Genomic DNA, 12,668 nt, shown 5'->3' on the forward strand with positions numbered 1-12,668 from the left:
CCTTACTAGCGGGGTCAGGGAGAGATCGCCACCGCACCGGTGCGACGCGGGTCGCCGACCGCGAGCAGGCCGTCGGCCGGGTCCCAGAGCGCAGCCGCGACGCCGCCGAAGTACATCGAGTGCGGCGGCATCGAGCGGGTCGGCAGCGCGGTCGAGCCGGAAACCGGCAGGTCGTCCTCGTAGTCGACGACCACGTCCTCGCGGACGCGGACGTGCAGCCGCGGATGCTCGACGGCCTCGCGGAGCCGCAGCCCGCCGTGGGTGTAGAGCGCGTACACCTGGGCGAGCGCGGTCGGGATGCGGTCGGATCCGGGTGAACTGATCGCGAGTACAGCGCCGTCGCTGTCGCGGCGGGCGACGCTCGGGGCCATGTTCGAGGTGAGACGAGTACCTGGCGCGAGGCTGTGCGGGCCGCCGTGCAGGAGCTCCTGCTCGCCGAGCGCATTGTTCAGCCAGATCCCGGTGCCCGGCGTGAGCACGCCGGATCCGTAGCCGGACGAGACCGTGATCGCGCACGCGTCGCCCTCGTCGTCGACGACCGAGACGGTCGCCGTACTCGGAGAGGTCAACGCGCGGAGGTCGCCGGCCGCGGCCAGGTCGAGCAGCTTCTGGCCTTCCAGCTTGCGCACGTCCTCCTGATCGAGCTCGGCGAGCCGCTGCCCGAGTACGGCGTACTGGACGTCGATCAGCCGCTCCAGCTCGGACTGCCGCCAGCTGCCGTCCGACGGTACGCCGTCGAGCAGCGCGAGCATCGCGGCGACGGCTACTCCCCCGACCGCGGGCGGCGGGTTGGTGGCGAGGCGCCAGCCGTTCTGGTTGACGATGAGCGCCGGGCGTACGACAGCCTCGTATGCGGCCAGGTCCGCGGCGGTGAGGATGCCTTCGTTCGCGGCCATGTCGTGGATGAGGAGCTCGGCGAGCTGGCCCGTGTACATGGTCTCGGCACCGTCGCGGGCGATGAGTTCGAGCGCTTCGGCCAGCTCGGGGATCACGACCGTACTGCCGGCCTTGATCACCACGCCGTCCTCGTCGTGCACAACGGCGTGGCTCGGCTGGTGCCAGCCGAAGACGATCTCGTGGGTGTAGCCGAGGTAGTAGCCCGAGGTCCGGCTCAGCGGGAAGCCGTTGCGGGCGACGTCGATCGCGGGCTGCACGACCTCGCGCCACGGTGCCTTGCCGGAGCGGCGGTGGGCGAGGTCGAGGGCCTTCATCCCGCCGGGGGTGGCGACGGAGCCGTGGCCGACGGTGGTCGTCGTACCGCCGCCGTAATCGGTAGTGATGTCCCAGACGCTGCGCCCGAACCGGTCCGTCGGCAGGCCACGGCCGGGCATCTCCACCCACCCGTCGATCGTGACTGCGTCCCCACCCGCGACCTGCAGGGTCACGAAGCCGCCCGACGCCGGCGACACGATGCCGACCTCGTTCACCATCGTGACGAGCGTGGCTGCGATCGCGGCATCGACCGCGTTCCCACCGTCGGCGGCCACCCGCACACCGGCCTCTGCGGCTGCCGCATTCGGCGCCGACACCGCCACCCTGGGGTGACCGCCGCTCATGGTTTTCAGCCGACCCGTTGGACTGCGCCGAAGCGGTCGACGGTGACCTGGACCGCGGCCTGGCGGGCGTCGGCGACCTCGTTCTCCTTCAGCGTCCGGTCCGGCGCCCGGAACCGCAGCGCGAACGCGAGCGACTTCTTGCCCTCGCCGATCTGCTCACCGGTGTACACGTCGAACAGCCGGACCGACTCCAGCAGCTCACCCGCGCCCTCGGCCAGCGCCGCCTGCACGTCGGCCGCCGCGACCTCGGCCGGGACGATCAAGGCGACGTCCTCCTTGGCCACCGGGTACGACGAGAACGGGTGTGCCGAAATCGACTCCGGACCCGCCGCGATCAGCGCGTCGAGATCCAACTCGACCGCACTCGACCGAGCCGGCAGGCCGAACGCCTGGCAGACCTTCGGGTGCAGCTCACCCGCATGACCGATCACGGTGCCGTCAACCGAGAACTCCGCGCACCGGCCCGGATGCCACGGCGCGAGCTCCACGTTCTTCACGACCGGCTCGACACCGACCACCGACGCGATCAGCCGCGCGATCTGCACCGCGTCGGCCCATCCGGCCGGGCGGCCCTTGCCCCACCAGCCGGTCGGCGCCAGCGCACCGGTCAGCACCACGCCGACGTGCAGCGGCTGGTCCGGAAGTGCGTCGTAGAGCGACTGGACCTCGGCGTCGCTCGGCCGGTGCGCGACCGACGGGAGCGGTGCGGGCTTCGTCTCCGCTTTCGGCAGGAACACCAGGCCGGTCTGGAAGATCGCCAGGTCGTTCGCGCCCCGGCCGACGTTGCGCTCGGCGGTCCGGAGCAGGGTCGCGAGCAGAGTGGTCTGCATCGACGGCTCTTCGTCGGAGATCGGGTTGACGAGCTTGACCGTCGTACGGCGGGAGTCGTCGGCCGGGAGGCCCATCGCGTCGAAGTCGGCGCCTCCGGTGAACGGGTACGAGACGACCTCGGTCAGCCCCGCACCGACGAGCGCAGTCGCCACCCGCCGCCGTCGGCGCTGCGAAACCGTCAGCCCCTGCCCACCTGGCGCGGCCGGCAGGATCGACGGCACATTGTCGAACCCGAACAACCGGATCGCCTCTTCGGCAAAGTCATTAGGATCCCGCAAATCCGGCCGCCACGACGGCGGTGTCACGGTCAGGAGATCAGCACCCTCGACGTGGGTGGACCCGACGGTGGTGGCACCCACCTCAGCCAACGCAGGAGCATGCGCACCCGCAGCCAACGGAGCCGCGACCGCATCCGCCGCAGCAGCTTCAACCGAGCAACCCACCGAAATCAGGTGCCGAACCGTCTCGTCGAGCGTGATCACCGCACCCGCGACTCGGGCGGCGTGGTCGGCGCGGATCGTGACCGGGGACGGCTTCGGGTGGGTGTCGACGACGGTTTCGTCGGGGAGGATCGTGCCGCCCGCGTACTCGGCCAGCAGGTCCGCGACGCGCTGGGCGGCGTACCGCGGCAGGTTCGGGTCGACCTCGCGCTCGAACCGTCGCGACGCCTCCGACGACAGCTTGTGCCGGCGCGACGCCCGCGCGATCACGATCGGGTCGAAGTGCGCGGCCTCGATCACCACGTCCGTGGTGGCGTCCGAGATCTCCGTCGACGCACCGCCCATCACACCCGCGACACCGATCGGCCCGGAGTCGTCGGTGATCAGCAGGTCCTCGGCGTCCAGCTCACGCGTCTGGTCGTCCAGCGTCATCAGCTTCTCGCCGGCGTTCGCCCGCCGTACGACGATGTCCCCGGACAGCCGCGCCTGGTCGTACCCGTGGATCGGCTGCCCCAGCTCGAGCATCACGTAGTTCGTGACGTCGACCCCGATCGAGATCGGCCGCATCCCACTCGCGAGCAGCCGCTTCTGCATCCACCGCGGCGACAACGCCTTCGCGTCGATCCCAGTCACGGTCCGCGTGACGAACACACTGCACGCCTCGGCGTCGTCAACGCGCACAGGGTAACCGCCCGATCCAGACCCGTTGAGCGGCAGCGCCGCCGGGTCTTTCAGCGGTACGCCGTACGCCGTCGCCGCCTCGCGCGCGACGCCCCGGATCGACAGGCAGTACCCACGATCCGGCGTCACCGCGATATCGAGTACATCGTCTCGCAGCGCCAGCAACTCGATCGCGTCGTCGCCCGGCGTACCCTCACCCGGCTCGAGTACGACGATGCCGTGCATGCCGTCGTCGCCGAGACCGAGCTCGGCGCTCGAGCAGATCATGCCGTTCGACACGTGCCCGTAGGTCTTCCGCGCCGAGATCGCGAACCCGCCCGGCAGCACCGCGCCCGGCAGCACGACCACGACGAGATCGCCGACCTCGAAGTTGTGCGCACCGCAGACGACCCACTGCGGATCGTCCTTGCCGATGTCCAGCGAGCACCAGCGGATCGTCTTGCCGTTCTTCTGCGGCTCGTTCTCGTACGTGAGCACCTTGCCGACCACGAGTGGGCCGGTCAGGTCGGACTCCTCGACGGTCTCCACCTCGAGGCCGGCCCGGATCAGCTGCTCCGCGACCTGGCGGCCGGTGACGTCGGCCGGGAGGTCGACGTACTCACGAAGCCATGACAGTGGGACCCGCATCAGATCTCCATCCCGAACTGGCGGCTGAACCGCACGTCACCCTCGACCATGTCCCGCATGTCCTCGACGCCGTTGCGGAACATCAGCGTCCGCTCCAGACCCATGCCGAAGGCGAAACCGGAGTACCGGTCGGTGTCGATGCCGTTGGCCCGCAGGACCCGCGGGTTCACGACGCCGCAGCCGCCCCACTCGATCCAGCCCTCGCTGCCGCAGGTCCGGCACGGCCGGTCCGGGTTGCCGACGGACGCGCCGCGGCAGACGAAACACTTCAGGTCCACCTCGGCCGACGGCTCGGTGAACGGGAAGAAGTTCGGCCGCAGCCGCGCCTCCAGGCCCTCACCGAACATCGACACGACGAAGTGGTCGAGCGTGCCCTTCAGGTGCGCGAGCGTGATGCCCTCGTCCACGACCAGGCCCTCGACCTGGTAGAAGACGGGCGTGTGCGTCGCGTCCAGCTCGTCGGTGCGGAACACCCGGCCCGGGCAGATCACGTAGATCGGCGGCTTCCGAGTCAGCATCGACCGCGCCTGCACCGGCGACGTGTGCGTCCTCAGGACCTTGCCGGAGCCGGCCGGCTCGACGAAGAAGGTGTCCTGCATCTGCCGCGCCGGGTGGTCGGGCTGGAAGTTCAGGGCGTCGAAGTTCAGCCACTCGGCCTCGACCTCGGGGCCTTCCGCGACATCCCAGCCGAGCGCGGTGAACACGTCCGCGACCTGCTCGGAGATCAGCGACAACGGGTGCCGCGCGCCGAGCTGCGGGGTGTGCCACGGCAGCGTCACGTCGACACGCTCGGTGTCCAGCATCCGCTCCTCGTGCTCGGCCTCGAGCACCGCGAGCCGGGACGCGAACCCCTCGTTGATCGCCTTCCGGGCCGCGCCGATCCGCTGCCCGGCCTCTTTCCGGGCCTGCGGCGGCAACGCGCCGATCTCCCGATTGGCGAGCACGATCGGCGATTTGTCGCCGAGGTGCACGGTCTTGGCCTCCTGCAAGGCAGCCAGATCAGCCGCCCCGCCGAACGCCGCCAGCGCCTCGTCGCGGGTCCGCTCCATCTCTTCAGCATGCAACGGCGTCACTTCGACCGGGTCGTAATCAGTGTTGGGACCGGACATGGCTCGCTCTCGGGTTGGTACGTCTGCGGATTGCAGTCTAGAAACCCCAGGCCCCAGACCGTGAATCGGCCGTCCACAACCGCCCGCTCCGAGAGGTTGGGGAGGGTTGTGCACCCGGATCGGCACGAAATCCTCCCCAACCCCGCTAGCTGGTCAGGGGGCAGGTGGGTGAGCAGGGGCGCGGGGAGCCGGTCCAGCCGCGGAACCGCAGGGCAGCCACCACCTGCGCCGCCGCAGCGCATGGTTCGCTGACGAGTTGGTAGCCGAAACGCAGCGTCAGATTGCCGCTCGTGGCGGCGGCGTTGTCCCGGGTCATGTCACGCCAGCGACTGGCCGAGTCCAGATGTCCCGCCTGGCCGTCCAGTTCGACGATCACGTCGTACGGCGAATACTCGGAGTCTCGGTAGACGACGGCACCCGCATCGACGGCGCGAACCTGACGCCGCGCGCGCGGCAACCCATGTGCGCGCTCGACGCGTCGGAGGTACGCCTGCTCGAGAAACGACTGAACGCCTTCGGCCGCCTCAGCCAAGATCCGCTGGAGGATCCTGCGGCCCGGCAGCTCGGGGAGCGAGTCCAGCTCCGCCAGCAACCGGGCCGGCGTCGTCCGGCGCTGCCGGCACGCATCGAACAGTACTGCGGCCCGCCGCGAAACGTCCTCGTCCGCGGCGGCGGTGACCAGTAGCGCGACCTCCAATCGCACCGTCGGCGGTTCGCGAGACGCCTGCACGAGCGAGGACAGGTGGCGATGGCGGGTGACGACGATCCCGGACTTCGGCTCGAGGCGCCGCGAATGCGGTACGGCGAGATGGATCATCTCGTCCCGCCAGATCCCGGCAACGCCGTACCTGCGGAGCGCGGTCGGTCCCGTCAACGCCGCCTCCGGACCACACGACAGCCACGCCGCCCACATTCTCGTCTCCCACGGCAGCGGCCCGGTGAAATCGACGTACACACCTCGATGGACTCGCTGCAGTTGCCGGGCCCGGCGCCGCCCGAGCAACACCTTGTCGGTGATTCCGTGTGCCCGCGCCTGGGCCCGAGTGAATGCACCCGCCTGCCGCCCGCGCAACTCCGCGAACGAACCTCGCTCTTCGTTTCTCTCCTCCACCTCCAAGAACATGCACTCGTCCCACCACCCTCCGACCGGCCTGTTCCTCCCCTGTGGACAGGCGACCTGGGGAGGGTTCCTTCCCAATTCGGGACGGGAATCCTCCCCAAGTCGGGGTTAGCCGAGGCGATGGCGGGCGCGGGTTACGCCGATGAGGACTCCGGTGGCGGCGAGGAGGGCGGCTATGCCGATGGGGAGGAAGAAGGTGGGGTAGTCGACGACTGCGGCTGGGTCGTTCCAGGGCTCGTGGCCCGGTTCGGGTTCGGCGAGGATCAGGTAGACCGCGCCGGCCACGTCGTATGCGGTCGCCAGGACGATCGTGAGGATCGCTAGGCCGCGCGCCCACTTCAGGACGAAGCGGTTCCCGCGGGACCGGCCGAACAGCATCGTGCCTAGTGCGAGCGGGAGCAGGATGAACAGCGACATCAGGACCAGGTTCGCGATCTCCTGATCAGACACGGGTCCTCCAGCGGAGCGCACGCACCGCCCAGGTCAGGGTGAGCAGGCCGATCAGCAAGGCGCCGAAGCCGATCGGGAAGAAGAACCTCGGTCCGTCGTCCCAGACATCGGCCGGCGCCTCGTAGGTGAACAGGTCGACGGCTCCGGCCAGCAGGTAGACCACCATCAGGAGCGTCATCAGCCCGCCGGCCGCGACTCCGGTGACCGGTGCGACCACTTCCGCGCGGACCCTCTCGCGCCGGACCAGCACCACCATCACCACGGTGGCCACGGCCGGGCCGGCGACCACCGCGATCCACGCCAGCCAGACGAGCAGGATGTTGTCGTCTCTGTGGATCCCGCTCGCCATGAGCACCATGTACGCCAGGTACGACAGAACTGTGCACACCGCCGCGGTCGCGATAGCCAGGCCCGCCCGCAGCGCAACGCGCTCCAGCCGGATCCGTCCGAGCAGGACGGCGAGTACGGCGAACGGGACCAGAACCAGCGCGGTCCAGAGCAGCAGGTTGAAGGCCGATTGCTCCGTGCTCGCGTACTGCGGCTGGATGCGCGCGAGCTCCCGCTGACTCAGACCGGATCGGCCGGCCCAGGCAAGATCAGCCGGGTCCATCTCGTCGATGCGGGCCAGGTTGGCGGTCGCCGCGATCCGGCGTACGGCGTCGTGCTCGCCGGACTCCCGCATCAGGTGCCCGACCGCGCAGTGCCGGCCGTCCGCGTCGACGAAGTACGGCGTACTGCGCAGGCCGGTGTCGTTGCGCGGGAAGGCACGACTCTTGCGGTAGGCCCGCAGTACGTCGAGATTCCGCAGCCGCTCGGGATCGGCAGACGAACGGTGGCGGATCTGGAACTCCGCCGACCAGAGATGGATCCGGGTCGGGAGGTCGATCAGCCACCGTCTCGTCATACCTGAATGCTGTCAGCGCACAGTGTCAGCGCAGTGCGTCATCAACCACCGGAGCGGCGTCCTGCACCTTCTTCTCGCCCTTCGGGAGGACCGCCAGCGCCACCACTGCCCCGGCGACCGCACCGATCGCGCCGACCGTCATCGCGATCCCCATGGCGTCGACGAAGGCGTGCTTGGCCGCGCCGAGGAAGTCCGGACCGAGCGCGAGGGTGTCGGCGATCGACTTCCGCGCCGCTTCCGGGACAGAGTCCGGCAGGGCCGACGAGTACGCCGCAGCGAGCACACTGCCCAGTACGGCGACCGACAGCGCGGCACCCGTCTGCTGCACGGTGTCGTTCATCGCCGAGCCGACACCGCGGTGCTCCGGCGGAACGGCCTGCATCAAGAGCGTGTACGCCGCCGGACCGGCCAGGCCACCGCCGATCCCCATCACCAGCAGGCCGATGATCAACAGCCCGTACCCGCTCGTGTCGGACACCTGGGTCAGGATGGCGAAGCTGCCCGCGATGATCAGCAGACCGATCGAGATCAGCGTCCGGTCCGCGACCTTCTTCCCGAGCGTCGCGCCGAGACCGTTGAACAGCGCCGCGGACAGGGCATACGGGATCAACGCCAGCCCGGCCTTCAGCGGCGTGTACCCGAGCGCGAACTGCAGGTACTGCGTCAACGCCAGCAGCAATCCACCCGCGGTGAACGACAGCAGCACGATCGAGAAACTCGTACCGCTGAACCGCCGGTCCTTGAACAGCGCCAGCGGCACCATCGGATGCGCACTCCGCTTCTCCCACAGCGCGAACGCGGTCAACGCGACCACACCGACCACGAGCGCGCCGATCACCCGGCCGGAACCCCAGCCGTGCAGCGGGATCGACACGATCGCCCAGACGATCGACGCCATGCCGACGATCGTCAGGACAGCGCCCGCCGGGTCGACGTCACGCGCCGGGCCCTTCGACTCCGGGATCAGCGCCAGCGTGCCGATGATCGCCAGGACCGCGATCGGCACGTTCAGCAGGAAGATCGAGCCCCACCAGAAGTGGTTCAGCAGTACGCCGCCGACCGTCGGGCCGGCCACCACGCCCACCATCGCGACCATCGACCAGCCCGCCATCGCCTTGCGCTGCTCCTCCGGCGGGAACACCGTGAACAGCAGCGACAGCGTGCTCGGCATCAGCAGCGAACCGCCGACGCCCATCAGGCCGCGGCAGGCGATCAGCTGCCACGGGTTCTCGGCCAGGGTCGCCAGCATCGACGCCAAGCCGAACACGATCAGCCCGAGCAACAGCATCTTCCGCCGGCCGAACCGGTCGGACAGGCTTCCGGCGGTCAGCAGCAGGCCCGCGAACGCCAGGATGTACGCATCGATCACCCACTGGATGTCTGCGGGAGTCGCGCCCAGATCGCGCATCAGCGACGGGATCGCCAGGTTGAGCACGGTGTTGTCGACCACCAGCACCATCAGGCTCAGACACAGGATCAACAGGATCCACCAGCGCCGGGGGTGCCCCTCGGCGGTGGCGGCTTCAGACTCGAACGGTGTACTAGTCACTCGCACACTGTACGACGAACTCGAACGCTGTGCGAGTCCTGAGTAGGATGAACCTTATGAAGGACTGGATCTGGACCCGGGAACGCAAGGCGGCACCCGCGCGGGAAACGCTCAGCCGGGAGCAGATCGTGGCCGCGGCGATGACGATCCTCGACACCGAGGGCATCTCCGGCCTGAGCATGCGCAAACTCGGCACCAAACTGGCCGCCGGCGCGACCAGCCTCTATTGGTACGTCGACACCAAGGACGACCTGATCGACCTGCTGATCGACGAGGTCTGGGGCGAGATCGACGTACCCGAGCCGGAGCTGGCCGGGTGGCGGGCGGGTGCACTGCTGTTCGGGCACAGCCTGCGGTCCGCCGTACTGCGGCACCCGTGGCTGCCCGAGGTGATGTACACCCGCCCGAGCATCGGCCCGAACGCGATGTCGATGGGCTCCCGCGGCTTGGTGCTGTTCGGGGCCGCCGGCTTCTCCGAGCACGAGATCGACCTCGCGATGGGCAGCGTGATGTCGTACGTCCTCGGCACGGTCAGCGCCGAGGTCGCCACCCGCGAGATGGTCCGCAAGTCCGGCCGCTCGGAGGAGAACTGGGTCAGCGACATCCTGGAACAGGCCCAGGCCGTCGCCGGCGACTACCCGGAGATGCAGAAATCCGTCCGCCGCCGCACCTCGGTCGACCTGGACTCCGGCCTCACCGAGAACTTCGTCTTCGGACTGGACGCCCTCCTCGACGGCCTCCAGTCCCGCGTCAAGGAGTAAGTCGGCCCGGCCTCCCCGCCCCCGATCAAGTCGGCCGGTGCCGAAGTCTCAGCTGGTCAGGCCGAACCAGGGGCCTTTGGCCAGTTCTTCTTCCAGCACTTTGCGGTCGCCTTCCTCGGCGACACGCTCGGTCAGCTCGCGGGCCCGATCCAGCTCGGCGCGTGCCGCGGCCGGCTCCCCGGTAGCTGCCAGCGCACGAGCCAGTGCCTCCCGCGCGAACGGCTCGTCCCAGTCGGCCATCTGCTCCGGGAACGCCTGCACGAGTTCGAGACAGCGGCGGGCGTGCTGCAGCCCGATCTCGGTCCTGCCGATCCGCAAAGCGACCCGCGCGATCAGGTGCTCACCCCGCGCGTGGTTTGCCTCGTTCCCGGCTTCGAGCCAGTGCAGGCAGGCGGCGTACGCGCCGTACAGCAACCGCTCCTGGTCGAGCAGCGGACTGCTCTCATCGATCTGCTCGAGCAGATCCCAGGTCTCGTTGTTGAGTTCGACGCCGAAGTAACGGTGCAGCTCCCGGCCCTCGACGAGCTCCGTGGCCACCTTCTCCATCAACTCCGGCCAACTGGCCAGCCCGTACTCACGGGCGATCGTCAACTGCGCATCCCGCAACGTGAAGCCCGCCTCGTCGTACGCCGGGTGGTGTGCGCGGGCCCGCTCGATCGCGTCCGGCCGCCCTTTGACGACCGCCTTACGGAGCTCCTTCGCCCGGGCGCGCAACTGACTGAGGCTCGCCTTCGCGGGCAGCGGCATGGTCGACATCGACAGTCCTTCCAGGACAACCCGCTCCGCTGAACCAGGCCGTCCCGAAGGGATCATCGGCCATCTTCGAAGGTCTTGCCGTTCCAGGTGCACTCGGTGCTTGCCGCGGAGAGGAGGCGCCCTGGCGCGCGCTACGCAAACGCTGACATGCCGCCCGGCCCGACGTCAACTGCGGCCGAGGTGGATCGGGTTGGTCCAGGCGCGGTGGCCGGTGGCGTCTTCGGTGGTGATTCGGCAGTGGGTGTTGCGGAACAGGTGGAGAGGGAACGTGCAGTCGGTGAGGTCGGTGCCTTGGGCTCCTTCGGCGCCGGGGTGGCCGCCGGTGAGGAGGATCTTGGTGGCGGGTGAGCAGTGGACGGCGATCTCGTCGCCTTCGATGCGTACGTCGTACAGCTCAGGCCCGGTGCTCGAGTAGAAGTGGCCGGCCCGCGTGTCCGTCATCGGGAACCCGTGCTCCGCGCGGAAATGATCGGTGATCGCCACGAAGTCGTACCCGGCGTCCCGATAGACCTGCGCGGTCTCGGCCGGCGACAACGCTCCGTCGGACAGGTTGGAGTGCGTGTGTAGATTGCCGCGCCAGAACCGTCCCGGCAGATCGAAGATCAACGCCGTTGCGCCCGGGCTGAGGCGTACAGGCAGATCGCGGCGGCGGTGGCCAGGTTGAGGGACTCGGCGCGGCCGTAGATCGGGACCTTCACCGAGTGGTCGACGAGCGCGTTGATGCCGTCCGGCAGGCCGTGGGCCTCGTTGCCGAACAGCCACACGGTCGGCTTCGCGAGCGTGCCGTCGTCGATGCACGTGTCAAGGTCGGTCGCGCCGTACCCGTCGGCGGCGAGCACCTGCAGGCCCTGCTCGCGCCAGGTCTGCACCGCCGCGACGATGTCGACGTCCGTGCTGATCGGCACGTGGAAGATGCTGCCGACGCTGGCCCGGACCGCCTTCGGGTTGTGCGGGTCGACAGACTCCGACGTGAGTACGACGGCATCGGCGCCGGCCGCGTCCGCCGTACGGATCAAGGTGCCGACGTTGCCGGGGTCGCGGACCTGGACGCCGGCGGCGACGAGCTTGAACGAGCTGTCCGGCAGCGGAACGGTCACCAGCGAGCAGACCGCGACGACCCCCTGTGAGGTGACGGTCTCGCTCAAGCTCTCGACAGCGGCACGGTCGACCTCGAACCACGGGACGCCGGCCGCCACCGCGAGGTCGTAGAGGTCACGATGCCGGCTCGCCAGCGCGGGTTCGGCGTACACCTCGATGACGAGCTCGCGATGTTCGAGGGCCTCCCGGACGGCCTGCGGGCCCTCGACCAGGAACCGTCCGGTCTTGCGCCGGAACGCACGAGTGGCGAGCCGCCGGGCCTGTTTGATCCGCGCGGATTGCGCGGTCAGCAGACCGGGACTCGCCACTTCGCAGCTACGGGTGTTGCTCAGGCCGCGTCGGTCTTCGGCGCGTTCACGTCCGCCGGCAGGGCGGCCTTGGCCACCTGCACGAGCGCGGAGAACGCGGCCGGGTCGTTGACGGCGAGGTCGGCGAGGATCTTGCGGTCCACCTCGACCTCGGCCAGGCGCAGACCCTGGATGAAGCGGTTGTAGGTCAGGTCCTCGGCGCGGACCGCGGCGTTGATGCGCTGGATCCACAGCTTCCGGAAGTCGCCCTTGCGCGCCTTGCGGTCACGGTAGGCGTAGACGAGCGAGTGGGTGACCTGCTCCTTGGCCTTGCGGTACAGCCGCGAGCGCTGGCCGCGGTAACCGCTGGCCTGCTCGAGTACGACCCGGCGCTTCTTGTGGGCGTTGACTGCCCGCTTCACGCGTGCCATGAGGTGTTACTCCTTGTATTTCTGCGCCGGAGACAGGATTGCCCACGCGGCGGGGGATGTTCGGAGGG

Annotated in this window: 12 protein-coding genes; 1 reads left to right on the plus strand and 11 read right to left on the minus strand. The window is 69.3% G+C overall.

From position 1 onward, the window contains the following. Positions 1 to 14: 14 nt before the first annotated feature. The 7 genes from ACLJOO_RS00090 to ACLJOO_RS00120 form a co-directional block, all read right to left on the minus strand. Entirely contained in the window at positions 15 to 1,556 is a 1,542-nt protein-coding gene (locus ACLJOO_RS00090) for a gamma-glutamyltransferase (protein WP_410784670.1), read from the minus strand. A gap of 5 nt (positions 1,557 to 1,561) precedes the next feature. Next, a complete protein-coding gene (locus tag ACLJOO_RS00095; protein WP_410784671.1) occupies positions 1,562 to 4,135 on the minus strand; it encodes a phenylalanine--tRNA ligase subunit beta in 2,574 nt (857 codons plus the stop codon). After that, positions 4,135 to 5,244 (minus strand): phenylalanine--tRNA ligase subunit alpha, encoded by a 1,110-nt coding sequence (gene pheS, locus ACLJOO_RS00100; protein WP_410784672.1) that lies wholly within the window; start codon positions 5,242 to 5,244, stop codon positions 4,135 to 4,137. Before pheS ends, ACLJOO_RS00095 begins: the two co-directional genes overlap by 1 nt. A gap of 145 nt (positions 5,245 to 5,389) precedes the next feature. Then, the gene (locus tag ACLJOO_RS00105; protein ID WP_410784673.1) at positions 5,390 to 6,355 is read right to left on the minus strand and encodes a hypothetical protein; all 966 of its coding nucleotides are present in this window, start codon (positions 6,353 to 6,355) and stop codon (positions 5,390 to 5,392) included. Positions 6,356 to 6,472: 117 nt separating this feature from the next. Next, a complete protein-coding gene (locus ACLJOO_RS00110) occupies positions 6,473 to 6,814 on the minus strand; it encodes a hypothetical protein (protein WP_410784674.1) in 342 nt (113 codons plus the stop codon). Beyond that, positions 6,807 to 7,718: a hypothetical protein gene (locus tag ACLJOO_RS00115; RefSeq protein WP_410784675.1), complete on the minus strand. Its 912-nt coding sequence runs from the start codon at positions 7,716 to 7,718 to the stop codon at positions 6,807 to 6,809. The genes ACLJOO_RS00110 and ACLJOO_RS00115 overlap by 8 nt, the downstream gene beginning before the upstream one ends. A 25-nt stretch (positions 7,719 to 7,743) precedes the next feature. Beyond that, the gene (locus tag ACLJOO_RS00120) at positions 7,744 to 9,267 is read right to left on the minus strand and encodes an MFS transporter (protein ID WP_410784676.1); all 1,524 of its coding nucleotides are present in this window, start codon (positions 9,265 to 9,267) and stop codon (positions 7,744 to 7,746) included. A 56-nt stretch (positions 9,268 to 9,323) separates the two neighbouring features. Here ACLJOO_RS00120 and ACLJOO_RS00125 point away from each other — a divergent pair, with 56 nt between their 5' ends. Further along, complete coding sequence (locus tag ACLJOO_RS00125; protein ID WP_410784677.1) at positions 9,324 to 10,028, plus strand: TetR/AcrR family transcriptional regulator; 705 nt, start codon at positions 9,324 to 9,326, stop codon at positions 10,026 to 10,028. Positions 10,029 to 10,076: 48 nt separating this feature from the next. Here the strand turns inward: ACLJOO_RS00125 and ACLJOO_RS00130 are convergent, their stop codons facing one another. From ACLJOO_RS00130 to rplT, 4 genes are all read right to left on the minus strand, one after another. After that, complete coding sequence (locus tag ACLJOO_RS00130; RefSeq protein WP_410784678.1) at positions 10,077 to 10,784, minus strand: hypothetical protein; 708 nt, start codon at positions 10,782 to 10,784, stop codon at positions 10,077 to 10,079. Between the two features lie 165 nt (positions 10,785 to 10,949). Next, complete coding sequence (locus ACLJOO_RS00135; RefSeq protein WP_410784679.1) at positions 10,950 to 11,390, minus strand: PHP domain-containing protein; 441 nt, start codon at positions 11,388 to 11,390, stop codon at positions 10,950 to 10,952. Then, the gene (locus ACLJOO_RS00140; protein ID WP_410784680.1) at positions 11,387 to 12,190 is read right to left on the minus strand and encodes a TrmH family RNA methyltransferase; all 804 of its coding nucleotides are present in this window, start codon (positions 12,188 to 12,190) and stop codon (positions 11,387 to 11,389) included. The genes ACLJOO_RS00135 and ACLJOO_RS00140 overlap by 4 nt, the downstream gene beginning before the upstream one ends. 20 nt (positions 12,191 to 12,210) lie before the next feature. Beyond that, positions 12,211 to 12,600, minus strand: a complete 390-nt coding sequence (gene rplT / locus ACLJOO_RS00145; RefSeq protein WP_131296281.1) for a 50S ribosomal protein L20 — start codon at positions 12,598 to 12,600, stop codon at positions 12,211 to 12,213. Positions 12,601 to 12,668 lie beyond the last annotated feature (68 nt).

Origin of the sequence: Kribbella sp. C-35 (genome assembly GCF_046549195.1) — a bacterium.
GTDB lineage: Bacteria > Actinomycetota > Actinomycetes > Propionibacteriales > Kribbellaceae > Kribbella.

Coding starts and splice junctions, on each gene's coding strand:
- ACLJOO_RS00090 (WP_410784670.1), bottom strand. CDS start 1,556: ATGAGCGGCGGTCACCCCAGGGTGGCGGTGTCGGCGCCGAATGCGGCA.
- ACLJOO_RS00095 (WP_410784671.1), bottom strand. CDS start 4,135: ATGCGGGTCCCACTGTCATGGCTTCGTGAGTACGTCGACCTCCCGGCC.
- pheS (WP_410784672.1), bottom strand. CDS start 5,244: ATGTCCGGTCCCAACACTGATTACGACCCGGTCGAAGTGACGCCGTTG.
- ACLJOO_RS00115 (WP_410784675.1), bottom strand. CDS start 7,718: ATGACGAGACGGTGGCTGATCGACCTCCCGACCCGGATCCATCTCTGG.
- ACLJOO_RS00125 (WP_410784677.1), top strand. CDS start 9,324: ATGAAGGACTGGATCTGGACCCGGGAACGCAAGGCGGCACCCGCGCGG.
- ACLJOO_RS00130 (WP_410784678.1), bottom strand. CDS start 10,784: ATGTCGACCATGCCGCTGCCCGCGAAGGCGAGCCTCAGTCAGTTGCGC.
- rplT (WP_131296281.1), bottom strand. CDS start 12,600: ATGGCACGCGTGAAGCGGGCAGTCAACGCCCACAAGAAGCGCCGGGTC.